This window comes from Thiohalorhabdus sp., from assembly GCF_036628635.1.
In the GTDB taxonomy this organism is placed as follows: Bacteria; Pseudomonadota; Gammaproteobacteria; order Thiohalorhabdales; family Thiohalorhabdaceae; genus Thiohalorhabdus.
The window spans coordinates 33,915-58,590 of sequence record NZ_JAZKRM010000001.1; the positions used below are offsets into that span (position 1 = coordinate 33,915).

A 24,676-nucleotide genomic window follows, 5' to 3' on the forward strand; every position below is an offset into this window, starting at 1 on the left:
CCGGTGTCCGAGGGCGATCTGTTCGCGGCGGAAGGAGAGGAGGCGGGGCGGCCCCTGGCCGACCGGCTCCGCCCCCGGAACCTGGAGGAGCTGGCGGGCCAGGACCACCTCCTGGGTCCCGGCATGCCCCTGCGGCGGGCCGTGGAGGCCGATCGCCTGCATTCCATGGTGCTTTGGGGCCCGCCCGGCACCGGCAAGACCACCCTGGCGCGCATCATCGCCGAGCGTACCGGCTATGCCTTCCACCAGATCTCCGCCGTGTTCTCTGGGGTCAAGGACATCCGCGCCGCCATCGATACCGCCCGCCGCGAGCGCGACGAGCACGGCCGGCCCGCGGTGCTTTTCGTGGACGAGGTCCACCGCTTCAACAGGGCCCAGCTCGACGGCTTCCTGCCGGCGGTGGAGGACGGCACCGTCACCCTCATCGGCGCCACCACCGAGAACCCCTCCTTCGAGCTCAACGCCGCGCTGCTCTCCCGCTGCCGGGTCTACGTCCTCAAGGCCCTGGATGCGGCGGCCCTGCGCGGGCTCCTTGACCGGGCCCTAGCCGACGAGCAGCAGGGGTTTGGGACCTGGCGGGTGGTCATCGGCGACGAGGAGCTCGACCTGATGGCGGCGGCCGCCGACGGCGACGCCCGCCGGGCTCTGACCTTCCTGGAGCTGGCGGTGGAGACGACCCGTACCGCGGAGAACGAGGTGGTCAGCGTGGGCCGGGGGACGGTGGAGGCTGTGGTCGGCGGCCGGGTTCGGCGCTACGACAAGGCCGGCGACCAGCACTTTGATCTGATCTCCGCCCTCCACAAGGCCATCCGCGGCTCCGACCCCGACGGCGCGGTCTACTGGCTGACGCGCATGCTCGACGGCGGCGACGAGCCTCTGTACCTGGCCCGCCGGCTGGTGCGCATCGCCAGCGAGGACGTGGGCAACGCCGACCCCCGGGCCCTGGAAGTGACCCTCAACGCCAAGGCCGCCTTCGACTTTCTGGGCAGCCCCGAAGGCGAGCTGGTCCTGGCCCAGGCTGCCATCTACCTGGCCATCGCCCCCAAGTCCAATGCCGTCTACGCCGCCTACAACGAGGCGGTCGCCGACGTGGAAGTCAGCGGCAGCCTGGAGGTGCCCTACCACATCCGCAACGCCCCCACCCGGCTGATGAAGGAGCTGGGCTACGGCAAGGGCTACCAGTACGACCACAACCATGAGGGTGGTGTGGCCCCCGAACAGACCTACCTGCCGGACGCCCTGGCCGACCGTACTTACTACCGCCCCACCGACCGCGGTCTAGAGGGCCGGGTGGGCGAGCAAATCGAAGCGTTGCGGCGCAAGCGCCGGGGGCAGGGTAACGGGGCTGGATGAGAACAAAATAAGAACGTAAGCGCTTACTAGCGGAGCGGACAGGGCGGTGGTCCGGTTACAGGGACGCGGCGAGTCCAGAGAGAATCGTAGCCAACCCGGATCGAAGCTTATACCGTCGGAGAACCGTTTACCTCCTGAGTTTGCCCAAACGAGCCCGGCAATCGGCGCCCGGCTAGCCGCCTAGCCTTGGCGCCTCCTAACCCCTCCGCAAGTTTTGTCAGGGGCTGCGGTAGGCGCTGGTGCAAACGGAACACCCCCAAGCTTCAGCCATAAGCCGGGGCCGGCGGGCAGCCTGGTGCCACTGGGAGTGCCTGAGCGCCTCAAAGTGGTCAGGTGGATTGGTTCCCAGCCCCTGCCGGCTTGATGCCATTACCCGGGCACCTATTCGAACAGTCATGGGTGTAAATGGTGTCGGCCCTGCTTTGACACCCGAAAGGGGTGCTGATGCAAGAGCTCAAGGTAAAAGGGGGCGGTTTCTGTTCGTTCCGGGCGGAGGCCGCGAGAAAGGGGGGCTCCGTGCGGAATCGTGTCGCTTCGCTGCGTTCTGCAATTAACCTGGTTTTAGTCGGCCTTGTGTGCGTCCTTCCCGCCATCGGCGTCACCACCGCCGGGTCCGAACGCTGCCGAATCCGACTCCTCGGCAAGCAATCCCAATCCCAACGCCCTCTGGGCCGCCCAGAGCCACGGGGTCGTCAAGCTCCGGGCAGCCGACGGCTCGCTCCTGCTCGAGCTGGCCGAAGCGCCCGTGCGCGCCGTAGCCACCGATCCCCGGTGCGGCACCCTCTGGACTTACGGCCGAGCCTTGAAGTCCTTCACCCCGGAAGGGGACCAGAGGACAACAACGGACCTGACCGAAGAGGAAGACAGGGCGGCCGAGGAAGAGCGGGGCAGGGGTCATGGAAGCCGCCCCGAGGAGGAAGGGGATCGCGGCCGCTCCGTAGGGCACGACCGGGAAGGCCCCGGCCAGGGTGTCCCCATGGCGGTCAGTCCCGGCGACGGCGGGGTCTGGGTCGTCCTGGACGAGACCCTGGTACGCGTTGCCCGCAATGGGGCTGTCCAATGGCGGCTAGAGCTGGACGAAGAAGCCGAGGGCGTCGCCGCGGATACCTACCGCAACCGCCTGTGGGTGGCCCAGGAAGAGCGCCTGGTGGCCTTTGCGGCGGACGGCAGCCGTGCCGCCGGCATCGACCTGGAAGATCGGGCCGACCTGAAGGCCGAGGCCCTGGCCTATGCCCCCGACCTGGAAGCCCAGTGGGTTGCCGGCGAGGAGCGGCTCCTGCGCCTGGCCCCGGACGGGACGGTGGCCTACCGCAGCGAGCTCGAGGCGGGCGAGCGGCTGGCCGCCGATGGCCAGGGCGGGCTGTGGCTGGCCGGAGAGCCCACCCTGCGCCACCTGGCCACCAACGGCCCGGTGCGCCTTGAGCTGCGGCCCTTCCCCCGCCACGGGGGGCATCCAAGACTTGGCTGCCAACCCCACCGACGGCTCGGTGTTGGCGGCGTCCGTCCAGGGCCTTGCGCGGGTGGCGCGCTCCGGGGAAGTGACCCACCGCAAAGACTACGGGGGTGCCGGCCAGCCGGGCCGGGTGTGGGCCCTGGCCCTGTTCAGTGACGTCACCCCGCCCGAGCTCACCGTCGAGGCCCCGGGACCGACTCCGTCCGCGCCACCCGCGCCCCCGAGCTGGTCCTCAGCTACAGCGACCTCGGCAGCGGCGTCGATCCCGACACCCTCAGCGTCACCGTCGATGGGGACCCGGCGGTGACTGCCTGCGACCATGGCGACGGCACCGCCACCTGCACCCCGGAGAATCCCCTACCGGAAGGCCGGATCACTCTAAAGGCGACGGTCGCGGACCACGCCGGCAACACCTCCGAGGCAGCCGAGGTGGCCATAACCGTCGACGCCAACCCGCCGGTCATCACCGTGGACGAGCCCGCCAACGGGGCCTACACCAACCAGCCCGAAGCCACCCTGCGCGGCACCGTCACCGACAACGTCAGCGGTGTGGCCGAATTCACTGTGGGCGGTAACACGGTCGACCTGGGGCCCCAGCACGGCTTCGCCCACACCAAAGCCCTCCCCACTGACGGCGAGCACTCCATTGCCCTCGCCGCCATTGATCGGGCCGGCAACCCCACACCAGCCGCACCTGGACCCTCATCCGCGACACGGCCCCCCGCAGCCCCCGACCGCCGGCGAGATCGCGGTGGATGTCGCAGACGGCACCGCCATCGTCACCGGCGGCAAGGGCAGTGTTGAGGCCAACGCCACCGTAGAAATCACCAACACCCGAACCGGCGAGACCGTGCGCGTCGCCGCCGACGACCAAGGCCGGTTCCAGGCCGAGATCGCGGCCCAGTCCGGGGACAACCTCCAGGTGAAGGCCGTCGACCGCGCCGGCAACGACAGCGATGTGGAGGAAGTCCAGACCGTTCCCCCGGATCCGGCCACCGTCGCCCCCAAAGTGACGCCCGGCGTGGCCACCAACATCTACGCCGCCACCCGCTTCCTTTACACCGGCGCCAGCCCCATCCAGCGTGGCGTCAATCCCGACACCATTGAGCCGCGGCGGGCCGCCGTGATCCGCGGTCGGGTAACCGATCGCCAGGGCGAGCCCCTGCCAGGTGTCGAGGTGACGATCAAAGGCCACCCCGAGTACGGCCGGACCCGAACCCGCGCCGACGGCAAATTCGACCTTGCCGTCAACGGTGGCGGCACCCTGACCGTGAGCTACGAGCGGGCTGGCCGCCTCCCGGCCCAGCGCAAGGTAGACGTCCCCTGGCAGGACTACGCGTGGGCCCCCGACGTGGCCCTGATCGAGCAGGCCGAAAAGGCCACGTTGGTGGATCTGAACCAAGACCGGCTGCAGGTGGCGCGTGGTCCGGGCGAATCGGACGCCGATGGCGCCCGCCAAGCGACGGTGCTTTTCCCCGCCGGGGTGACGGCGGAGATGATCATGCCCGACGGCTCCACCGAGGCCCTAAACCGGTTGGACTTCCGGGCCACCGCGTACACCGTCGGCGAGCGCGGCCCGGAGGCCATGCCGGGCGAGCTGCCGGCCACCTCCGGCCACACCTATGCCGTGGAGCTTTCGGTGGACCAGGCCCGGGAGGTGCGGATTATGCTCCACCGTGACCGATTCCGGCCTGGCGCCATAACGCCGGTCACGGTTCCAGAATCCGCGGTCACGGTGCCATAACCCCGGCGGTGGCGCGGGATAACCCCAACAAGGACTATGGGCCCCTTTTTCTCTGGAAACGGAGGGGTCGATGGCCGAGGGCAAGAGGTTATCCATGCGCCAAGCCCGCGCGATCTTCCGTCTGAAGTTCGAGGCCGGCCTGAGCCACGACCAGGTGGCCAGGGCCTGCCAGGTATCCAAGGGCGTTGTCGCCAAATACGCCCGCCGTGCCCGAGAGCTGGGCCTGTCAAAAAAGGGGCAAGTCTTGACATGACAGTTTTCGAGGAATCTTGTTGACGAGGCCTCCGGAGGTCCGTCGGCGACCATCGACTACACCTATGACGCCCACGGCAACCGGACCAAGGTGGAAACGCCGTCGGGGACGGTCACCGCCGACTACGACGCCCAGGACCTCTGCTCCGTCCCGCCAATCAAGAAAAGCTAGCGGTAGCGCGAAGCGGGAACCGGCTCACACGCTACGGCAGCACCACCTACACCTACAACCAGGCCGGCGACCTCGAATCCGAGACGGGCCCCGCCGGTACCACGAGCTACAACTACGCGGCCCTGGACAACCTGCGCCATGTCGAGCTGGCCTCGGACAAGACCATCGACTACGTCATCGACGGCAAAAACCGCCGCGTTGGCAAGAAGGTCAATGGCACCCTGGTGCAGGGCTCCCTGTACAAGGACCAGCTGAACCCCATTGCCGAGCTGAACGCCTCCGGCAACATGGAGGCCCGCTTCGTCTACGGCGCCAAGCCCAATGTGCCCGCCTACATGATCAAGGAGGGCACCGTGTACCGACCACCTGCGCAGAGTGTGCTTGGTGAGCAACACCGCAACCGGGGCCGTCGCCCAGCAAGGGGTGACTTGGATAGATAAGAACAAAAAGAGAACGTAAGCGCTCACCCCCGTTCGGAGCCCCTCCCCGCTAGTTTCAGGAAACCGGCACCAGGCGCGAGTCGTCCCGGTACTGGATCCGCCAGCCCTGCCAGGCGGGCAGCTCCTTGCGCTGGGGCACGGTGGTGCGGCGCCCGCCCACCTTCTCCACGGTCACCCGCCGGTGCCGCGGCTCGTAGTGGACCACCGCCTCGATGCCCTCCAGGTTGAGCCGCCGGGGGAAATGGCGGTCGAAACGGGCCCGCTCCCAATCGGGGATGCCCTCGAACGCCAAGTCGGCCGCCTCCACCAGGGCCACGTCCTCGGGCTGCGCCACGCCCAGGTCGGCCAGGCGTGTCACCAACCAGCCCCGGGTGTCCTCCACCGGCTCCCCCTCGCCGTAGCCCAGCAGGACGTAGACGTTCCAGGCCTCGGTTTCCTCAAGAAGGTTTTCCCCCAGTCCCCCAAAGGCCTTGCCGGCCAGGATCAGATCGGCCAGGACCTCCCTTAGGGCCGCCCCCTTGGGCTCGGTGGCCTCGGCGGTCAGGGTGCGTCCGGCGTAGACCCGCCGGGTGGTGACGGTGACCCGCTCGCCGTCCCATGCGGGCTCGGCGTACTCCAGGGCCCCCAGCCCCTGCTCCGCCAGGGTCGCCAGTGCCACCGGGGCCATGCAGGTGGCCAGGTTGACCGTGGCGGTTATGCCCTTGCCGGGAACGGCGTGCTGGTCGAAGACCACCGCCGCCTCGGCGTCCTCGGGGAAGCGCGACTCCTCCGACGGACGCACCTCGCTACCCTCGTTGCCCAGGGCCCCGCGGCGCTTGGCCCGGCGCACGAAGGCCAGCGGGGGAGCGGCGGCGATTGCTGCCGCCAGCAGGCCCTGACGGGGCAGCTCGGCGCCGGGATCCCGGGGCGGGAGGTCGAGGGCAGTGCGGACCTGGTCGGCGATGCGCCGGGCTTCGTCCATCGCCGCCTTGTGGATGGGCACCGCCTTGGGGGGGTTGGCCCGCACCAGCCGGATCAGGGTGGCGGCGTCGTCGGGCTCGGGGGCCCAGTCGGCCAGTGCCTCGGCCGCCTCCTCCTTGCGTATGGGCGGCAGCAGCGGCCTGTCCACGGTCAGGGCCGCCGCCAGGTCGGCCATGGCCGTGGTGGTATCCGTATCCGGCATGGCGGTGATCAGGTGGGCCAGAAGCGGATCCAGGGGCAGGGGGAACAGCCGGCGGCCATGGTTGGTGAGGTAGCCCGCCTCGTCGATGGCTGCCATGGCCCGCAGACGGTTCCAGGCCCGCTCCAGGGCGTGGTCCGGAAGGGGATCGGGGAACGCCAGCTCGGTAACCGGCGCGGCGCTGGCGGCCGCGGCCAGGAGGAGATCGTCCAGCTCCTCGCGCGCTACCTCGGGGGGCGTGTGCTCCTCCAGGCGGGCCTCGCGCGCCCACAGCCGCAGGCACCGGCCGGGCCCGACGCGCCCGGCGCGGCCGGCGCGCTGGTCGGCGGCGGCCTGGGAGATTGCCTGCAGGCCGAGCACGGTCCGGCCGCCGCGGTGGTGGGTGCGCCGCTCCAGGCCCGAGTCGATCACCACCCGGACGCCCGGCAGGGTCAGGGAGGTCTCGGCGACGTTGGTGGCCAGAATCACCCGGCGATGCTTCGCGGTTCGCAGCGCCCGGTCCTGGATCGCGGGATCGGTGCCGGCGTGCAGGGGCAGGACCTCGGCATCGAGGTCGGCCAGGGCGCTCTCGGCGGCGCGGATCTCGCTGCGGCCGGGGAGGAACACCAGCAGGTCGCCCTCACTGGCCTCCTTGAGGATCTGGCGGACGGCCTTGGCCACCCGCTTGTCCAGATCCTTCGTGCTGGGCAGGGAAGGCTCGCCGGCATAGGTGGTGTCCACGAAATAGCTGCGACCCTCCGCCTGGAGGCGGGTCCCGCCCAGGTAGCGGGCCAGGCGCGGGCCCTCCACCGTGGCCGAGGTGATCACCAGGTGGTGGTCCCCGCGGGTCCGGAGCAGGGCGGCGAGCAGATCGGTGTCCCAGCGGCGCTCGTGGAATTCGTCCAGGACCACGGTGGCGTAACCCCCCAGACCGTCAGCGGCCAGCCAGCGCAGCGCCACCCCCGGGGTGACGAAGGCAATCTCGGTTTCCGGGCCGTGCCGGGCCTCGAAGCGGACGGCGTAGCCTACCCGGCCGCCCACCTCGCCACCGTCGAGCTCGGCCACGTAGCGGGCCAGGGAGCGAGCCGCCATGCGCCGGGGCTCGATGATGAGCACCGGCCCGCCCTCGGCGCACCACAGGGGCAGGCGGGTGGACTTGCCACTGCCGGTGGGGGCCTCCACCACCACGTGGCCCGACCCCAGGGCCTGGCGAAATTCCTCGCGGAGCTGGTCGATGGGCATTGGGTCCATGGGGCTTCCGGAGTGTCGTCAATGGACACCTGAGGATAAGGAGTCCCCGGGGTAGGGCGCAAAAAAGCCCCCGGCCGGAGCCGGGGGCTTGAGGGTCAGGCTGGAAGCCTGTCAGCGGTTGGGGCGCTGGCCCCGGTTGCCGCCGTTGCCGCGGCCACCGCCGCCCTTACTGCCCCGGTTGGGCCCGCCCTGCTTGGAGCGATTGGCCCCGGTCTGGGTGGGCACGAAGGCCTCGTGGGTGGTGGTGGGGATGCGGTCCTTGACCACCCGCTCGATGGCGGAGAGCTGATTCCGCTCGTCGCCGCTAACCAGGGACACCGCCCGGCCCTGGGCTCCGGCCCGGCCGGTGCGGCCGATGCGGTGAACGTAGTCGTCGGCGTTGTCGGGCAGGTCGTAGTTGACCACGTGGGGCAGGCGATCGATGTCCAGGCCCCGGGCGGCGACGTCGGTGGCCACCAGGGCCTGCACCGAGCTGCGCTTGAACGCCGACAGGGCCTTGGTGCGGGCGCCCTGGGTCTTGTCGCCGTGGATGGCGGTGGAGCTGATGCCGTCGCGCTCCAGCTGCTCGGCGAGCTTATCGGCGCCGCGCTTGGTCCGGGTGAACACCAGCACCTGGCCCCACTCCTCCTCGCTCATGAGGTGGCTCAGCAGGGCCCGCTTGCGGTTGCCGTCCACCAGGTAGGCGGCCTGCTCCACATTGTCGGTGGCGCCGCCGGGGGTGGCCAGCTCGATGCGCTGGGGATCGCTCAGGAAGCGCTCGGCCAGCTTGCGCACGGGGCCGTTGAAGGTGGCCGAGAACAGCAGGGTCTGGCGGCGCCCGCGCAGGCTGGCCAGGATGCGCTCGATGGGCTGGATGAAGCCCATGTCGAGCATGCGGTCGGCCTCGTCCAGGACCACGGTCTCTACCTGTGACAGATCCACCGTGCCCCGCTCCAGGTGGTCGATGAGACGGCCCGGGGTGGCCACGAGAACGTCCACCCCCTTCTTGAGGGTGCCGATCTGCTTGCCGATGGGCATGCCGCCGTAGACGGCGGTGGTGCGCAGGCGCATGTGGCCACCGTAGGTGGCGACGCTATCGACCACCTGGCCAGCTAGCTCGCGGGTGGGGGTCAGCACCAGAACACGCGGCTTGCCGCTGCTGCGGTTTTCGCCCAGTTTCTGCAGCAGGGGCAGGGTGAAGGCCGCGGTCTTGCCGGTGCCGGTCTGGGCGGTGGCCATGACGTCGGACCCGGAAAGCACCGCGGGGATAGCCTGGGCCTGAATGGAGGTCGGTTCGGAGTAGCCCTGGGAGGCAACGGCGCTCAGGATGTCGGCCGAAAGGCCGAGCTCGGAAAAGGACATGAAAGCTCCTGACTGGTCCCGGATGGTTCCCGGGATAACGATCAAGGGACCCGTGGCCGCCGGAAGCCGGGCTTCGGGCAGCGACGGGATGGGTGCGATGATCGGCCCCGGGAAAAGGCAGGGCGGCACCGCCGTCGGTTTGGGGGTACCAGCCAAGAACGCGGGCAGGAAGGACTTCGCGGGTACGCCGGGCAGCCCCGAATAAGAGGCGCCCTTTCAAACGCTAACCGCATAATATCACCGATTTCTGATAAAACCTAATCCTCTCTTCGGCTCGGCGTTCCGCGTCGGGGTGGTAATGGTTTACCCTTGCGGGCTCCCGAGCCCACCGATCCACAAGGAAGTCCGAGGCCCCATGCTTGATCCCCAACTCCTCCGCCACGATCCCGAGGGAGTGGCCGCAGCCCTGGCCCGGCGAGGCTACCAGCTGGATGTCGACCGCTGGCGTTACCTGGAGGACCGGCGCAAGACGCAGCAGACCCGGATGGAAACCCTTCAAGCGGAGCGCAAAGAGATCTCCAAGGCCGTCGGCGAGGCCAAGAAGGCCGGTGACGAGGAAACGGCCGAGTCCCGCAAGGCCCGCGCCGAGGAGATCGGCACTGAGCTCGAGGAGGTCCAGGAGGAATACGAAGGCACCCGGGCGGAACTCGACGCCTGGCTCTGGGAGATGCCCAACCTGCCCGCTCCCGAGGTTCCGGTGGGCGAGGACGACACCGCCAACGTCGAGATCCGCAGGGTGGGGGAGCTGCCGTCTTTCGGTTTCACACCCCAGGACCATGTGGCCATCGGCGATTCGCTGGGGCTGCTCGACGCCGAAGCGGGAGTCAGCCTAGCCGGATCGCGGTTTACCGTCCTGCGTGGACTGGGCGCGCGCCTGTCGAGGGCCCTTGGCCAGTTCATGATGGACCTCCACGCCACTGAGCACGGCTATACGGAGATCGCCCCGCCGCTGCTGGCCCGTGGCGAGACCCTGGAGGGCACCGGGCAACTGCCCAAGTTCGGTGATGACCTGTTCCAGACTCGGGAGGACGGTTACTACCTCATCCCCACCGCCGAGGTGCCCCTGACCAACCTACAACGGGATTCCATCGCCGACGCCGCCGAGCTTCCGGCCCGTTACGTGGCCTGGACCCCCTGCTTCCGGCGGGAGGCCGGTTCTTACGGCAAGGACACCCGCGGCATGATCCGCCAGCACCAGTTCGACAAGGTGGAGCTGGTCCAGATGGTCCATCCCGACCACGGCCTGCCCGCCTGGGAGGAGCTGTGCGGTCATGCCGAAATGGTTCTCCAGCGCCTGGAGCTGCCCTACCGGGTGGTGGAGCTATGCACCGGTGACCTGGGGTTCGCCGCCCGGCGGACCTTTGATCTGGAGGTGTGGCTCCCTGGGCAGAACGCCTACCGCGAGATCAGCTCGGTTTCTTGGTGCCACGACTTCCAGGCCCGCCGCATGGGCGCGCGCTTCCGCGCCCAGGGAGGGGAGAAGCCGCGGCTAGTGCACACCCTTAACGGCTCCGGGGTGGCCATCGGTCGAGCCCTTTTGGCCATCCTGGAGAACTTCCAGGCCGCCGACGGCGCCGTGACCGTGCCGACGGCGCTTCGGCCCTACCTAGGTGGACGGGAGCGGATTTCGGCCGACTGAGGGCCCGACCGGCTCGGGCGCCAGTAAGGGAGGTGTATGGGCGAGGTCGCTCGGCAAGGCCTGGCCTGGCTGGCGGCGCTGGCGGCGGCGGCGTTCGGGGCGGTCACCCTGCAGGCCGGGGGCGGCGTCTTGTTCGGCCCGGAAGCCGCCCGGCAGGCGGCGGGCGCCTACCTGCCCTTCGTGGTCTGGTTCAACTTTGCTGCCGGCTTCGCCTACCTGATCGGGGCAGGGGGCCTGTTCCTGCGGGCCCGCTGGGCCCTGCGCCTGGCGCTGGCCCTTGCCGGGGCGACCCTGGCGGTTTACGCCGCCTTCGGCGTCCATGTCCTAAACGGCGGCGCCTTCGAGATCCGCACCGTGGTCGCCCTGGCGGTGCGCACCGCCTTTTGGCTGGCCATGGCCTGGGTGGCCCGATTGGTCAGTCAGTAGGAGATGACCAGGTCGGCTTCCATGGACTCCTCCAGCATCCACATGCCGCCGACCACGCCGGCGCACTCGGGGATAAGCTCATCCTCGCCGATGCCCTGGGCGGCCAGGGAGCCGGAGCAGGCGTAGAACTCGGCGCCAGCCTCGGCGGCCTCGCGGATGAAGGCCAGCGAGGTCTTGCCGCCATCCACGGCGGTGAGCTCGTCGGCAACCCCGCCCTTGAGAAGGTTCACCGCTTCCATCTGCAGGGCCATGACCGCCCGCATCTCCATGGTGGCGGCGACATTGGCCATGTAGAACGGGGTGGCGCAGCGCTCGGGGTTCTTGAACGGGCTGGCGCTCAGATAGATGAAGACGTAATCCTCGTCGGCCACGGCTCCCTCCTATTGGCGTAGGAAAAGGATCATCAGCAGGATGACCAGGATCACCCCGCCGATCAGCTTGGCAAAGGTCCACCAGTCTTGGCCGGTACCTGAGGGGCTGTTCTCGGCCATGCGCTTGGCGCCCGGGCCGAACAGGAAGATGACGGCCACGGCGATGGCGGCCAGGGCGATCTGCTGCCACATGCCCACAGTTGGACTCCTGGGAGTTTTAAGTAGTTAAGTATTAAGTAAAGGCCCATTCGGCGTGGGCACCCCCGGTTTGATTTCCCTTAAATCAAAACAAAAAAAGGCCCCATCCACCGATGGGGCCTGGAAAGCCTGAACGGCCCGGTTACCGCTCGCCAGCGAAGGCCGCGAGCAGGTGCAGGAGGCTGACGAACAGGTTGAAGATGGCCACGTAAAGCGACACCGTTGCCATGATGTAGTTCGTCTCGCCGCCGTGGATGATGTTGGAGGTCTCCCACAGGATGAGGCCGGACATCAGCAGCACGAAGGCGGCGGATACCACCAGCGACAGCACCGGCATCTGGAAGAAGAAGGCACCCAGGCCGGCCAGGAAGGCCACCAGGATGCCAACCATGAGGAAACCGCCGAGGAAGCTGAAGTCCTTCTTGGTGGTCACGGCGTAGGCCGACAGGCCCAGGAAGATGGCGCCGGTGCCGCCGAAGGCCGTGAGCACGATCTGCGAGCCGTTGCTGAAGGCGGTGATGTACTGGGAAAGGATCGGGCCCAGGGTCAGTCCCATGAAGCCGGTCAGGGCGAACACGGCGGCAATGCCCCAGGCGCTGTTGCGCAGGGCGTTGGTCAGGAACAACAGCCCGAAGTAGCCCACCAAGGTTAGGATCATGCCCGGATGGGGCAGCTCCATGGCCATGGATACGCCAGCCGTCGCCCCGCTGAATAGAAGGGTCATGGCCAGCAGCGTGTAAGTATTGCGCAGCACCTTGTTCTGCGTCAGCACGCCAGTCGGCTGCTGGGAAACCGCGCTATGACTCTGGGTGTTCGGCATGGTTGCGTTCGCCTCCGTCTACGGGATCATGTTGGGGAGCTACCCTTGCGGGACAGCCTAAGCGGATTCTGCCCCGACAGGGCCGGGTATTCAAGTCCGGCGGCCCGGCGGCCGCCGCGTTGAAAGGAACAGGCATGCGACAGCCACGAATTCCCCGGATTGCCCTTCTAACCGCCGCCCTTGGACTGCTGGCGGCAAGCGCGCCCGCGCTGGGGGAGGGCCAAATAATTCGACTGGAAACGGGGGAAAGGGTTCCCTTCGCCGCCATGGTTGCCCGACTTGCCGAGGCCGACGTGGTCCTGGTGGGTGAGCGCCACGACGATTTTGCCCAGCACCGGGCTCAGCGGGAGGTGATAACCGGTCTGCTGGCCCGTCGCCCGGTGGCAGTGGGCATGGAGGCCTTCCCCGCGGCCAAGAATGCGGTCCTGTCCGACTGGCGGCGCGGCCAGTTCCCGGACTGGCCCACATTCCTGACAGCGGTGGACTGGTTCGATAACTGGCGGGTGGCCCCTGAGCTCTACCGCCCCATTCTGGAGACGGTCCGTCACCATTGGCTGCCATTGACCGGGATGAATGTCCCCCGGGAGTGGATCTCCCGCATTGCTCGGGAAGGTATGGCCGGTTTGGGCGAAGAACAGCGGCAGCGCATCGGGCCGGTCGCCGCGGCCCCCGAGGCCTACGCCGAGAGCCTGCGGGAAAGCCTGGCCCGCCACGCCGAGGGCCGAAAAGCGGAGCATTTCATTGCCGCCCAGAGGGCGTGGGACGCGGCTATGGCGGGGGCCTTGCTGGACCTGCGGCGGGCCCATGGCGACGCCGTGGTGATTGGCCTTGCCGGCAGTGGCCACATCCGGGACGGCTACGGCATCCCCCATCAGCTTCATAACCGCGCGCCGGACCTGGAGGTGCGTACCGTGCTGCCATTCGACCCTGAGGGGGGGCAGCCGGAGCCCGGGGCCGCGGCCTATGCCTGGCCGGTGGCCCCCGACCGGGCCCCGGATCCGGTACGCATCGGCGCCCGTCTGGGAAACCCCGATGGCGGGCCGGGAATCTCGGTTGTCGGTCTCGAGGATGCATTCCCCGGAGCCAAGGCCGGCCTGGAGGCGGGCGACCGCATTACGGCGGTGGACGGCCGCGAGGTGAGCGATGCCACCGAGCTGATCTACCGCATTCGCCGACACCAGTGGGGCGGATGCCTGCGCTTAAGGGTTCGCCGGGAGGACCAGGAGCGGGGCTTGACCGTCCCCCTGAATCGACCTCCGGGCGCCGGAAGCCGCTAGGCCAGCTGTTCCATCAGCTTTGCCGCCGCCTCCCGGGCGCCGTCGCAGCAAGGCCGCTCGGGCCGGGGCAGGGTGCCCAATGCCTCGTACATCGGGCCGAAGCGGCCCGCCACCAAGTCCCGCCACGACAGCCTTCCGGCACGGGTATGGCGGTGGATCCAGTCCATCAGATAGAGCTCCTCCGGCCAGTCGCCGCGGGGTAGGTAAAGGACATCCACGCCCTGGCAGGCGGCCTCGACGAAGGTCCCGTAACCTGGCTTGGTCACGACGATGTCGCTAGCCGCAAGGAGGTCCAGCGGGGCGGCATCGGCCTCATGCAGGTCGCGTTGGTCGGGGCGACCGGGGCCGGCCCCATCTACCAGCCACAGGGTCTCCGGATCTTCCCGCCAGTCGCTCGGCGTCAGGGGAAACGGGATCCCGCCGAGGGTTACCAGCCCCAATCGGCGGTCGCCGGCGAGCCGTTGCCGCAGGGCGCTGATGCCCTCTGGCGGCCTCGGGGCGACGGGGCCGACCTCTTGACGGTTGATCAGGTCGCGCATGGGCATGTGTGGCTCGGGCTGTATGAACAAACGGGCCTTCCGGTAGGCGTCCCGGATCTGTTTATGGATGGCGTCGGCCCCGGAGCGGTCGCCGAGGTAGTGGTGGAATACCCCGCCCCAGTTCAGCGAGCACAAGGCCACTGCGGGAATGCCGGAGGCGGTTGCGCCGGCCAGGCTGCGGTAGGGTACGTCGGCCAATACCAGATCGAATTCCCGTTGGCTAAGCCACCGGGCTTCGGCCGCTATCGACTGCAGCCATTGGTGGTGGAAGGCCTGGTAGCGGGCGAAGCTGCCGGCGCGGTCCACGGTCAGGGCGTCGGTCATCGCCAGTCCCGGATCCGGCGCTTCCGCCACCCGGTCGTAGGCGACTTCCAGACGCTCGTCCAACAGGTGGGCCGGCAGGTTGGTCCGCACGGTGAGGGTCAGACCGGGCACCGCCCTTGCCAGCTCATTGACCACCGGAGCCGACTGGACCAGGTGGCCGAAGCCGTGGCCGGAGACATCAAGCAGCAGCCGGGTCATGCCAGGATCCGGAACCAGGCGGGCAGGGTGGCCAGGCTCAGGACCGTGGACAGGGTCACCGCCTTGGCGTAGAGCCCGGTGTCCAGGCCGTAGCGGTCGCACAGCACCACTCCCAGGATCATGGTGGGCATGGCCGCCTCCAGGGCTACCGCCTGCCAGGGCTCCCCGGTTAGGCCCGACCAGGCTCCCAGGCCGGCCACCAGGGCTGGCTGAACCGCCAGCTGCAGCACCACCACCAGGCCCGCCGCGGGTACCAGGGACCAGCGCCAGTCGCCCCAGGTCAGACCCATGCCCAGGGCCAGCAGCATGAGGGCCGGGACGCTGTCGCCGATGTCGGCCAGCAGATCGGCCAAGGGCGGAGGGGGAGCGACCCCGCCCACGTTAAGGGTCGCGGCCAGTGCGGCGGCCCACAAGGGTGGGACCTTGACCAGGGTGAGCAGGGGGTTCTCCGGGTCACCCGCGTTGCCGTGGTGGCGGGCGATGAGCACGCCCACGGTCATGAGCAGGGGCAGGCAGGCAAACAGGTCGTACTGGATGGCGATGCGGCGGGCCCATTCGCCGTAGGTGGCCTCCAGAACGGGGAGTCCCAGGTAGGTGGCATTGGGCCAGGCGGCGGCGAGCAGCAGGGTCCCCTGCAGGCGCCGGCTCACCCCCACCGGCCGCAGCACCAGCCAGGTCAGGCCCAGGACGGCGACCACCCCGGCCGCCGCTGAAAGGGCGATCCGGCCCGTCTCTAGGCCCAGCGGCGCCTCCCAAAGCACGGACAGGATCAGGGCCGGCAACAGCAGGTAATAGACCAGGGTGGCCACGGCGTAACGGGCCCGATCGGCGTCCAGGCCCCCGGGCTGGAGCCAGCGCCACACGACCCCCAGGCCGATCAGGGCCGCCATCTGGATCATGACCTGGACCACAACGTCCTCCCGGTAGTGGCGAAAAGGGAGCTATTCTACCGGGGGAAAGGGGTTTGGCCCCCTTGCGGTGGTTCTGGTGGCCATCCAGGCCGGTTATCCGGACACCGACTGAAGCCACACCCCCGGACCCGGGCCTCGCCTCCAAAGGCGGCAGCTACAAAAAGGAGCAGAAGTAAAGTCCTCAGACCTGGCAATGAGCGACTGGAGGATGCCCGATGGGCTTGGTTATGCGCCTTCGGCGCCCCCGCGTAGCCCTTTAGGCCGGCGTAACTGGGCCGCGGTCCCCGGAGCGGTTTGCCACCACCCCCGGGCAGGACCCTGACAAGACCTTTGTTCTCCTTAGTAACAGGGGCGATTCCCTGTTGCGGCGCCCTTAAACCCGCTTCTGATCGGCGAGGGCGGCCTCGTAGACTTCCACGTAGCGGGCGGCGCTGCGCTCCCAGGTGAAGTCCTGAGCCATGCCGGTGGCCTGGACCCGGCGCCAGGTTTCGGGCTCAGCGTAAAGGGCCAGGGCCCGCTCCACTGCGGTGACCAGCGCGGCGGGGGTTTCCCCGGTGAAGCTGATGCCCGTTGCCCGCCCCGAGGCAACCGCCTGCGGCGTGGCGTCCTCCACCGAGTCCGCCAGGCCACCGACGGCCCGGACCACGGGAATGGTGCCGTAGGCCAGGCTGTAGAGCTGGTTGAGGCCGCATGGCTCGAACCGCGACGGCATGAGCAGCATGTCGGCACCGGCCTCCAGGCGGTGGGCCAGGCCCTCATCGAACCCCAGGTGTAAGCCGATCTGCTCCGGATGATGGCGGGCCACCGCCTCCAGGGAGCGCTCGTAGGTTCGGTCCCCCTTGCCCAGGATGGCGACCTGAAGCCCCCGGCTCCGTAGGTCGGGGAGGGCGTTGAGGATCAGGTCGATGCCCTTCTGGTCGGCGAGCCGGGTAATCACCGCCACCAGCGGTTTCTCTGGGGCTTCAGGCAGGCCCAGCTCCGCCTGAACGCGGGCCTTGTTGACCGCCTTGCCACTGAGGTCCTGCCGGCTGTAAGGGGCGTACAGATAGGGATCCGTTTGCGGATCCCAGTAGCGCCGGTCGATGCCGTTCAGGATGCCTACCAGATGCTCGGCCCGCTGGTTGAAAAGCCCCTCAAGTCCCCACCCGTGGGCTAACGTCCGGATTTCGGCGGCATAGCTCGGGGAAACGGTGGTCAGTCGATCGGCGAAGGCGGCTCCCCCCTTCATGAACGACATCTGGCCGTGGAACTCCAGACCGTCCATGGTCCACAGCCAATCGGGCAGGCCCAGGGCCTGGAAGGTTTCGGCGGGAAACAGGCCCTGATAGGCCAAGTTGTGGATGGTGTAAACGGTGGCCCCGGGAGCCCGGTGCTGGAGCATGCGCACCGGGACCAGGCCGGTCTGCCAGTCGTTGCAATGGACCACATCGGGCTGCCACTCCAGGCCACCCCGATCGCCGGCGATAGCGGTAGCCGCCCGACCCAGCAGGTCGAAGCGGAAGGCGTTGTCGGGATGGGGATGGCCGTCGGCCCCCAGGTAGGGGTTTCCCGGCCGGTCGCTAAACCCGGCGGACTCCAGCATCCAAACGGGCACCCCGCTTTCCGGCAGAGGGGTGCGGAGCAGGCGGGTGGGGCCACCCTCCAGGGGACTGGTCCAGTCCGGCTCCGCGGCGGCGTCGGTGGCCTGTTCCAGGGCATCGGCGTAGCCGGGCATGAGGATGCGGACGTCGTGGCCGAGTTCGGCCAGGGCGTGCGGCAGGCTGGCCGACACATCGGCCAGGCCACCGGTCTTGATGAAGGGATGAACTTCGCTGCTGACGAACAGGATCTTGAGCATGGAAGAAAGTTTTCAGTGTTCAGTTTCAAGTTTTCAGTAACGTCAACGGCACCGGCTCCAGGCCTGCCTTGGCTGGAGCTTTGCCGCTTTGGTTTGTCCTTAACCCTTAACTACTTAAAACTTAATACTTTTCCTTATTCCGGCCTCAGGATGACCCCGGCCAGGGGCGGTAGGGTGACCTCGATAGCATAGGGACGGCCCATCCATTCCCGGTCCTTGGCGGGGACGCCGCCCAGATTGCCCAAATTGGAGCCGCCGTAGAAAGCCGAGTCGGAATTGAATACTTCGGCGTAATGGCCGCCCTGGGGCACCCCTAGGCGGAATTGCTCCCGCGGTACCGGGGTAAAATTGAAGGCCGCCACCACCGGGTTGCCGGCCTGATCAAAGCGCAGGAAGGACAGCGTTGACTGGTCGGAATCGTGGGGGTCGATCCAGTCGAAGCCGGCCGCATCGAAATCCTGGCTGTGCAAGGCCGGGTCCTCCCGGTAGAGGCGGTTGAGCTCGCCCACCAGGTTGACCAGCCCGCTATGGAAGTCGCTGTCCAGGACTTCCCAGTCCAGCTGGCGCTCTTCGCTGAATTCGCTGTACTGGCCGAGCTCGTTACCCATGAACAGGAGCTTTTTGCCGGGGTAGGCGTACATGAAGGTGTACAGCACCCGCAGGTTGGCGAAGCGCTGCCACTCGTCGCCCGGCATCTTGCGGATCATGGAGCCCTTGCCGTGAACCACCTCGTCGTGGCTGAAGGGGAGGACGAAGTTCTCGTTGAAGGCGTAGAGCAAACCGAAGGTGAGCTGGTCGTGATGGTAGTGGCGGAAGACCGGATCCAGGGCCATGTACGCCAGGGTGTCGTGCATCCAGCCCATGTTCCACTTCATGGAGAAGCCCAGCCCGCCCACGTAGGTGGGGCGGGTCACCTGCGGCCAGGAGGTGGACTCCTCCGCCACCACCAGGGCGCCGGGGTGGCGCTCGTGGACCACCCGGTTGAATTCGCGCAGGAAGTCGATGGCCTCCAGGTTCTCGGCGCCGCCGTAGATGTTGGGGATCCACTCTCCCTCTTCCCGGGAGTAGTTCAGGTAGAGCATGGAGGCCACGGCGTCCACCCGCAGGCCGTCGAGGTGGAACTCCTCCAGCCAGTAAAGGGCGGACGAAAGGAGGAAGTTGCGGACCTCGGGACGGCCGTAGTTGAAGATCAGGGTGCCCCAGTCGCGGTGCTCGCCCTGGCGGGGGTCGGCGTGCTCGTACAGGGCGGTGCCGTCGAAGCGGGCGAGGGCGTGGGCGTCCTTGGGGAAATGGCCCGGTACCCAGTCCAGCAGCACGCCGAGCCCGTGGCGGTGGCAGATGTCCACGAAGTAGCGGAAATCGTCCGGGTCGCCGAAGCGGGTCGTGGGGGCGTAGAAGCCGGTGGTCTGATAGCCCCAGGAGGCGTCCAGGGGGTGCTCGGTAACCGGCATCAGCTCCACATGGGTGAACCCCAGGCCCGCCGCGTAGGCCGCCAGCCGCTCGGCGATCTCCCGGTAGCCCAGGAAGTCGCCGTCCTCGGCGCGGCACCAGGCGCCCAGGTGCACCTCGTAGACGCTTATGGGGGCGTGCAGCCAGTCCCAATGGGGGCGCCGCTCCATCCAGTTGCCGTCTTCCCAGCCGTAATCGGAATTGGGCTCGACCATGGCCGCGGTCTGGGGCCGTATCTCGAACTTGCGGCCGTAGGGGTCGGTTTTGGTCTGAATCTCGCCGGTTGCGCCGTTGCGAATCTCGAATTTGTACAGCTCGCCCGCTTCCAGATCGGGAATGAACAGCTCCCACACGCCGCTTTCGCCGCGGACCCGCATGGGATGGCGACGGCCGTCCCACTGGTTGAAATGGCCGATCACGCTGACCCGTCTGGCGTTGGGGGCCCATACGGCGAAGAGGACGCCGTCAATGCCGGCCGCCTGGTGGGGTCGTGCGCCCAGGAAGCGGTAGGCGTGCCAGTGGCGTCCTTCGCCGAACAAGTGAAGATCGTAGTCGGACAGCTGCGGCTCGAAGGTATAGGGATCATAGGTGCTGTGCCGCTGGCCGTGGATGTCCACCCAGGTTAAGCGGTAATGCTGAGGCAGCTCGTCCAGGGAGTCGCGCAGCTCGAACAGATCGGTTTCGGGCAAGCGCTCCAGGGGCTTGTCGAGATCTTCCAGGGTGACCTCGGTGGCCCCCGGCAAGAAGGTGCGGACCACGCTTTCAGGCCCCTCGAGGTGATGGCCGAGGACGGCAAACGGGTCGGAGAGCCTGCCTTCAGTAAGAGCGTGAAGGTCGGGCGCGATCTGTGTGCTCGATTGGGGCATCGGGATTCCTGTCACTACCGTTGGGCGTCGTCCTGTCCGTCGGGCGAGGGCTTTGACAGCCTCGCTCCAACTGGCCTAATGGACCTACTAAAGGAATAATGAACCCTTGGCCTGTCCTCATAAAGGGAGCGAATGAGCATGCGAGAGCGGGAAAAAACGCCGGAGGTCTTCCAGGAGGCGGCTCAGAACCCCCGCTTCGTCAGCCTCCTGACCAAGGAGACTCTGGCCCTGATCCTTGCCGGCGGCCGGGGATCCCGCCTGGGCAAGCTGACCCTGTGGCGAGCCAAGCCGGCGACACCGTTCGGGGGCAAGTTCCGGATCGTGGATTTCCCGCTTTCCAACTGCATCAATTCGGGTATCCGCCAGATCGGGGTGCTGACGCAGTACAAGGCGCACTCGCTGATCCGGCACATCCAGAAGGGCTGGAACTTCCTTCGGGGCGAATTCAACGAGTTCGTGGAGCTGCTGCCGGCCCAGCAGCGGATCACCACCTCCTGGTATCAGGGCACCGCCGACGCGGTCTATCAGAACCTGGATATCATCCGCTCCCATAACCCCGAGTACGTGCTCATCCTGGCAGGGGACCATATCTACAAGATGGACTACGGCCCCATGATCGCCTACCACGTGGAGCACGACGCCGACATGACGGTGGCCTGCCTGGACGTCCCGGTGGACCGGGCCAAGGCCTTCGGTATCATGACCATGACCGACGGGGGCCAGGTGGTGAACTTCGAGGAGAAGCCGGAGGAGCCGGATCCGGTGCCGGGGCGCACCGATGTTGCGCTGGCCTCCATGGGCATTTATGTGTTCAAGACCGAGTTCCTGTTCGATCAGCTCACCAAGGACGCCGACGATGGGTTTTCCGACCACGATTTCGGCAAGGACATCATTCCCGCGGTGATCGAGAATAGCCGGGTCATGGCCTATCCCTACCGCGATCCCCGCACCGGTGAGCAGGGCTACTGGCGCGACGTGGGCACGGTTGACGCCTTCTGGTCGGCCAACCTAGAGCTAACTGGGGTCACCCCCGAGCTCAACATCTACGACACCGAGTGGCCCATCTGGACCTATCAGGAGCAGCTGCCTCCCGCCAAGTTCGTGTTCGACGACGCCGACCGCCGGGGCATGGCGGTGGACTCCATGGTCTCCGGCGGCTGCATCATCTCCGGCGGTTATGTCCGGAACTCGGTGTTGTTCTCCAACGTCACGGTCCAGTCCCGTGCCCAGGTGCTGGATTCGGTGATTCTGCCGGACGTGGAGATCGGTGCTGGCGCCCATGTTCAAAAGGCCGTCCTCGATCGCGGCTGCCGCATCCCCGAAGGCATGGAGATCGGCGTGGATCCGGAGAAAGATCGCCAGCGCTTCGATGTCTCCCCGGGTGGCGTCGTCCTGATCACTCCCGAAATGTTGGGATTGCAGATCCACCATGTCCGTTAATCGCCCCCTCCGGGTGGTGCTGTGCTGGCACATGCATCAGCCCCAGTACATGGACCCGGTTTCCGAAACCTACCAGCTTCCCTGGACTTACCTGCACGCCATCAAGGACTACGTGGACATGGCCGCCCACCTGGCGGCGGTCCCCGAAGCCCGGGCGGTGGTCAACTTCGCCCCGGTCCTGCTGGAGCAGCTCGCCGATTACGCAGCCCAGATCCGCAGGCATCTGGCCGATGGAAGCCCCATCCAGGACCCGCTGCTGGCCGCACTGGACAATCCAACCCCGCCGGCCGGGGACGACGAGCGCCTGGCTCTGGTCCGGGATTGCGTCCGGGCCAATCGTCAGCACCTCATCGAGCGCTTCCCTGCCTTCCACCGATTGGCCCGCATGGTCGACTGGCTGGAGGAAGAGCCGGCGGCCATGATGTACATGGATGACCAGTTCATCGCCGATATCCTGACCTGGTACCACCTGGCCTGGATGGGCGAGACCGTCCGCCGAGAGGACCCAAGGGTTCGTGGGCTTCAGGAGAAGGCCGCCGGGTTCACCATCGAGGACCGCCGCCATCTGCTGTCCATTATCGCCGAGCTTCTGGAGGGGCTGCCGGAGCGCTACCAGGGACTGGCCAACCAGGGCCGGATCGAGCTGTCCATGAACCCCTATGCCCATCCCATCGGCCCGCTTTTGCAGGATTTCGCCAGCGCCCGGGAATCCCTGCCGGAAACCCCTCTGCCCGAGTCCGGTCATTACCCCAGTGGCGAGGAACGTCTGCGCTGGCACATCGAGCGCGGCCGGGCGGTCTTCCAAAACTATTTCGGCTTTTCGCCCCGGGGTTGCTGGCCTGCCGAGGGCGCGGTCAGCGAGCCCACCCTGCGGCTGTTTTCGGAATACGGCTTTGACTGGGCGGCCACGGGCGAGGGGGTGCTGGGTCAGAGCCTGGGCGAGGCTTACCAGCGCTACGGCCCCGATGTCGGTGCCAGCCTTTGCCACCCCTACCGGCTGGGGGAGGAGGGGACCGCATGCTTCTTCCGCGACGACGAGCTCTCCGATCTCATCGGCTTCCAATACTCCAGCTGGCACGCCGAGGACGCCGTCGGCGACCTGATCAGCAGGCTGGAAGCCATCCGGGAGAGCACCGCCGACCACCCGGATCCGGTGGTGCCCATCATCCTCGATGGCGAGAACGCCTGGGAGCACTACCCCGAGAACGGCCATCCCTTCCTGAAGGGGCTCTACAGCCAGCTGGCCGCACATCCGGACATCGAGCTCACCACCTTCAGCGGTGCCCTGGACAACGGGGTGGCGGTTAATTCCCTGCCCAGCCTGGTCGCCGGTAGCTGGGTCTACGGCACGCTATCCACCTGGATCGGCGACAAGGACAAGAACCGGGGCTGGGACATCCTGGTGGCAGCCAAGGAGGCCTACGACCGAGCCATCGCCGAAGGCCTGAGCGGCCCGGACCTGGAAGCGGCCACCCAGCAGCTCGCCATCTGCGAGGGCTCGGACTGGTTCTGGTGGTTCGGCGATTACAATCCCGCGGAGGTGGTCCGGGATTTCGAGCGGCTCTATCGGCTTCACCTGTCCCGTCTCTATCGGCTGATCGGGATCGATCCCCCCGAATACCTGGCCCACACCTTCGCCCATGGCAGCGGCCACCCCACCCACGGCGGCGTCATGCAGCCGGGTCAGGAGGCCGAATGAGCTCGGATGACAGCCGTGCCGATCCCCTGGCCCGCAGGCGCGCAGGGATCCTCCTCCATCCCACGTCGCTGCCCGGCGGACCGGGCAACGGCGATTTGGGCCCCGACGCCTTCCGTTTCGTCGATTTCCTGGCCGATTCGGGTTTTTCCGTGTGGCAGACGCTGCCGCTGGGGCCGACCCACGATGAGGGATCGCCTTATCACAGCCTGTCGGCCCACGCCGGCAACCGGACCCTGATCGATCCGCGCGCCCTGCGGGAGGCCGGCTGGCTCGACAACATTCCCACTCTAGGGCAAGTCGAGTCCACCGAGGCCTATCGCCTCGACCTGGTGGAGCGGGCCCACAGGGGATTCCGGGAGCGCGGGGGAGAAGGGGACTGGCAGGACTTCGAGGCCTTTTGCCAGGAGCACGCCAGTTGGCTGGAGGACTATGCCCTGTTCATGGCCCTTCGGGGTGAGCTGGGCGGGCCCTGGTGGCAGTGGCCCGAGGCCGTTCGCGATCGCCACGTGACGGCTCTAGGTGCCGCTCGAGACCGTCTGGCCGGCGCTATCGCCCATCACCGCTTCGCCCAGTGGGTGGTTTTCCGCCAGTGGCAAGGGATCAGGGCCTACGCCAACGACCGCGGGATCTTGCTTTTCGGCGACATCCCCATCTTCGTGGCCCACGACAGCGCAGAGGTCTGGGCCCACCGGGAGTACTTCGCCCTCGACGAGTCGGGGCAGCCGGAAACGGTGGCCGGGGTGCCGCCCGACTATTTCTCCGAGACGGGGCAGTGGTGGGGCAATCCCCATTTCCGATGGGAGCGCCTGGCCACGGACGGCTACGGCTGGTGGATCGACCGGATCCGGACCCAGCTCGAGCTGTTCGACTGGATCCGCCTGGACCATTTCCGGGGCTTCCAGGCCTTTTGGGAAATTCCTTACCACGGTGAGGCCACCGAAGGTCGCTGGGTAGCGGGGCCGGGTGCCGATTTCCTGGAGGCGGTGGCGGACGCCTTCGGTGAGCTGCCGCTGGTGGCCGAGGACCTGGGCGTCATCACCCCCGAGGTCACCGAGCTGCGCGAGCGCTTCGGGCTGCCCGGCATGAAGGTGCTGCAGTTCGCTTTCGGCGACGACAGCACCAATCCCTTCCTTCCTCACAACCACGGGCGTGACTTCGTGGCCTACACTGGCACTCACGACAATAACACCACCCGCGGCTGGTGGGAGGAAGAGCTCACCCAGGCGCAGCGGGAACAGGTCCTGGATTATCTAGGCCTCCCCGGGGAGGCTATACCCTGGCCCCTGATCCGGGCGGCCCTGGCCTCGGTGGCCCACTGTGCCATCCTGCCCATGCAGGACTGTCTGGGCCTGGACGGCGACCACCGCATGAACCAGCCGGCGACGATCGAGGGCAACTGGCAATGGCGGTTCCAATGGGACTGGCTGGACCCGGACCTGGCCCACGGGTTGCGCCACCTGAACGACCTTTACGGCCGCACCAGGCAGTTGGGGCTTGATTGGGCCGGATGAATGGGGTTTCATGAAAAGTTATGAACC

At 67.7% G+C, this 24,676-nt stretch carries 21 protein-coding genes; 12 read left to right on the plus strand and 9 right to left on the minus strand.

Annotated features, from left to right (window positions below; all coding sequences use genetic code 11):
• Window positions 1-3 precede the first annotated feature (3 nt).
• The 6 genes from V5A19_RS00145 to V5A19_RS00170 all read left to right on the plus strand — a co-directional run bounded on the left by V5A19_RS00145 (window position 4) and on the right by V5A19_RS00170 (window position 5,414).
• A complete protein-coding gene (locus tag V5A19_RS00145; RefSeq protein ID WP_332327663.1) occupies window positions 4-1,353 on the plus strand; it encodes a replication-associated recombination protein A in 1,350 nt (449 codons plus the stop codon).
• Between the two features lie 571 nt (window positions 1,354-1,924).
• Window positions 1,925-2,962 (plus strand): hypothetical protein, encoded by a 1,038-nt coding sequence (locus tag V5A19_RS00150; protein WP_332318937.1) that lies wholly within the window; start codon window positions 1,925-1,927, stop codon window positions 2,960-2,962.
• Between the two features lie 69 nt (window positions 2,963-3,031).
• Window positions 3,032-3,610, plus strand: coding sequence for an Ig-like domain-containing protein (locus V5A19_RS00155; RefSeq protein WP_332318963.1), 579 nt, complete (start codon window positions 3,032-3,034; stop codon window positions 3,608-3,610).
• Window positions 3,558-4,550, plus strand: a complete 993-nt coding sequence (locus tag V5A19_RS00160; RefSeq protein WP_332318936.1) for a carboxypeptidase regulatory-like domain-containing protein — start codon at window positions 3,558-3,560, stop codon at window positions 4,548-4,550. Before V5A19_RS00155 ends, V5A19_RS00160 begins: the two co-directional genes overlap by 53 nt.
• A 94-nt stretch (window positions 4,551-4,644) precedes the next feature.
• Window positions 4,645-4,803: a sigma factor-like helix-turn-helix DNA-binding protein gene (locus V5A19_RS00165; RefSeq protein ID WP_443081431.1), complete on the plus strand. Its 159-nt coding sequence runs from the start codon at window positions 4,645-4,647 to the stop codon at window positions 4,801-4,803.
• Window positions 4,804-5,198: 395 nt separating this feature from the next.
• Window positions 5,199-5,414: a hypothetical protein gene (locus V5A19_RS00170; protein ID WP_332318673.1), complete on the plus strand. Its 216-nt coding sequence runs from the start codon at window positions 5,199-5,201 to the stop codon at window positions 5,412-5,414.
• A 55-nt stretch (window positions 5,415-5,469) separates the two neighbouring features.
• On the opposite strand, the gene V5A19_RS00175 is transcribed toward V5A19_RS00170, so the two are convergent.
• Complete coding sequence (locus tag V5A19_RS00175) at window positions 5,470-7,803, minus strand: helicase-related protein (RefSeq protein WP_332318674.1); 2,334 nt, start codon at window positions 7,801-7,803, stop codon at window positions 5,470-5,472.
• A 111-nt stretch (window positions 7,804-7,914) separates the two neighbouring features.
• The gene (locus V5A19_RS00180) at window positions 7,915-9,144 is read right to left on the minus strand and encodes a DEAD/DEAH box helicase (protein ID WP_332318675.1); all 1,230 of its coding nucleotides are present in this window, start codon (window positions 9,142-9,144) and stop codon (window positions 7,915-7,917) included.
• A 355-nt stretch (window positions 9,145-9,499) separates the two neighbouring features.
• Here V5A19_RS00180 and serS point away from each other — a divergent pair, with 355 nt between their 5' ends.
• Together serS and V5A19_RS00190 are read left to right on the plus strand one after the other, a co-directional pair.
• Entirely contained in the window at window positions 9,500-10,783 is a 1,284-nt protein-coding gene (serS, locus tag V5A19_RS00185; protein WP_332318676.1) for a serine--tRNA ligase, read from the plus strand.
• 36 nt (window positions 10,784-10,819) lie between these two features.
• A complete protein-coding gene (locus V5A19_RS00190) occupies window positions 10,820-11,209 on the plus strand; it encodes a hypothetical protein (RefSeq protein ID WP_332318677.1) in 390 nt (129 codons plus the stop codon).
• Here V5A19_RS00190 and V5A19_RS00195 read toward each other — a convergent pair.
• The 3 genes from V5A19_RS00195 to V5A19_RS00205 form a co-directional block, all read right to left on the minus strand.
• Window positions 11,203-11,580 (minus strand): DsrE family protein, encoded by a 378-nt coding sequence (locus tag V5A19_RS00195; RefSeq protein WP_332318678.1) that lies wholly within the window; start codon window positions 11,578-11,580, stop codon window positions 11,203-11,205. The two genes, V5A19_RS00190 and V5A19_RS00195, sit on opposite strands and share 7 nt — an antisense overlap.
• Before the next feature lie 9 nt (window positions 11,581-11,589).
• Window positions 11,590-11,772 carry a hypothetical protein gene (locus tag V5A19_RS00200; protein WP_332318679.1) on the minus strand — a complete coding sequence of 61 codons (183 nt, stop codon included), beginning with the start codon at window positions 11,770-11,772 and terminating at the stop codon, window positions 11,590-11,592.
• A gap of 148 nt (window positions 11,773-11,920) precedes the next feature.
• Window positions 11,921-12,598 carry a Bax inhibitor-1/YccA family protein gene (locus V5A19_RS00205; protein ID WP_332318680.1) on the minus strand — a complete coding sequence of 226 codons (678 nt, stop codon included), beginning with the start codon at window positions 12,596-12,598 and terminating at the stop codon, window positions 11,921-11,923.
• A gap of 134 nt (window positions 12,599-12,732) precedes the next feature.
• Here V5A19_RS00205 and V5A19_RS00210 point away from each other — a divergent pair, with 134 nt between their 5' ends.
• Window positions 12,733-13,875, plus strand: coding sequence for a ChaN family lipoprotein (locus V5A19_RS00210; protein WP_332318681.1), 1,143 nt, complete (start codon window positions 12,733-12,735; stop codon window positions 13,873-13,875).
• On the opposite strand, the gene V5A19_RS00215 is transcribed toward V5A19_RS00210, so the two are convergent.
• The 4 genes from V5A19_RS00215 to glgB all read right to left on the minus strand — a co-directional run bounded on the left by V5A19_RS00215 (window position 13,872) and on the right by glgB (window position 19,999).
• The gene (locus tag V5A19_RS00215) at window positions 13,872-14,936 is read right to left on the minus strand and encodes a hypothetical protein (RefSeq protein ID WP_332318682.1); all 1,065 of its coding nucleotides are present in this window, start codon (window positions 14,934-14,936) and stop codon (window positions 13,872-13,874) included. The genes V5A19_RS00210 and V5A19_RS00215 overlap by 4 nt on opposite strands.
• Window positions 14,933-15,847: an AEC family transporter gene (locus V5A19_RS00220; protein ID WP_332318683.1), complete on the minus strand. Its 915-nt coding sequence runs from the start codon at window positions 15,845-15,847 to the stop codon at window positions 14,933-14,935. The genes V5A19_RS00215 and V5A19_RS00220 overlap by 4 nt, the downstream gene beginning before the upstream one ends.
• Window positions 15,848-16,220: 373 nt before the next feature.
• The gene (glgA, locus tag V5A19_RS00225) at window positions 16,221-17,684 is read right to left on the minus strand and encodes a glycogen synthase GlgA (protein WP_332318684.1); all 1,464 of its coding nucleotides are present in this window, start codon (window positions 17,682-17,684) and stop codon (window positions 16,221-16,223) included.
• A 134-nt stretch (window positions 17,685-17,818) separates the two neighbouring features.
• A complete protein-coding gene (glgB, locus tag V5A19_RS00230; RefSeq protein WP_332318685.1) occupies window positions 17,819-19,999 on the minus strand; it encodes a 1,4-alpha-glucan branching protein GlgB in 2,181 nt (726 codons plus the stop codon).
• 138 nt (window positions 20,000-20,137) lie between these two features.
• Between glgB and glgC the strand changes: the two genes are divergently transcribed.
• Genes glgC through malQ form a run of 3 tightly spaced genes read left to right on the plus strand, consistent with a single transcriptional unit; the run spans window position 20,138 to window position 24,649 of the window.
• Window positions 20,138-21,439, plus strand: a complete 1,302-nt coding sequence (gene glgC, locus V5A19_RS00235) for a glucose-1-phosphate adenylyltransferase (RefSeq protein ID WP_443081432.1) — start codon at window positions 20,138-20,140, stop codon at window positions 21,437-21,439.
• Complete coding sequence (locus tag V5A19_RS00240; RefSeq protein WP_332318687.1) at window positions 21,429-23,138, plus strand: glycoside hydrolase family 57 protein; 1,710 nt, start codon at window positions 21,429-21,431, stop codon at window positions 23,136-23,138. The genes glgC and V5A19_RS00240 overlap by 11 nt, the downstream gene beginning before the upstream one ends.
• The gene (gene malQ, locus V5A19_RS00245) at window positions 23,135-24,649 is read left to right on the plus strand and encodes a 4-alpha-glucanotransferase (RefSeq protein ID WP_332318688.1); all 1,515 of its coding nucleotides are present in this window, start codon (window positions 23,135-23,137) and stop codon (window positions 24,647-24,649) included. The genes V5A19_RS00240 and malQ overlap by 4 nt, the downstream gene beginning before the upstream one ends.
• The last annotated feature ends 27 nt before the right edge of the window (window positions 24,650-24,676 follow it).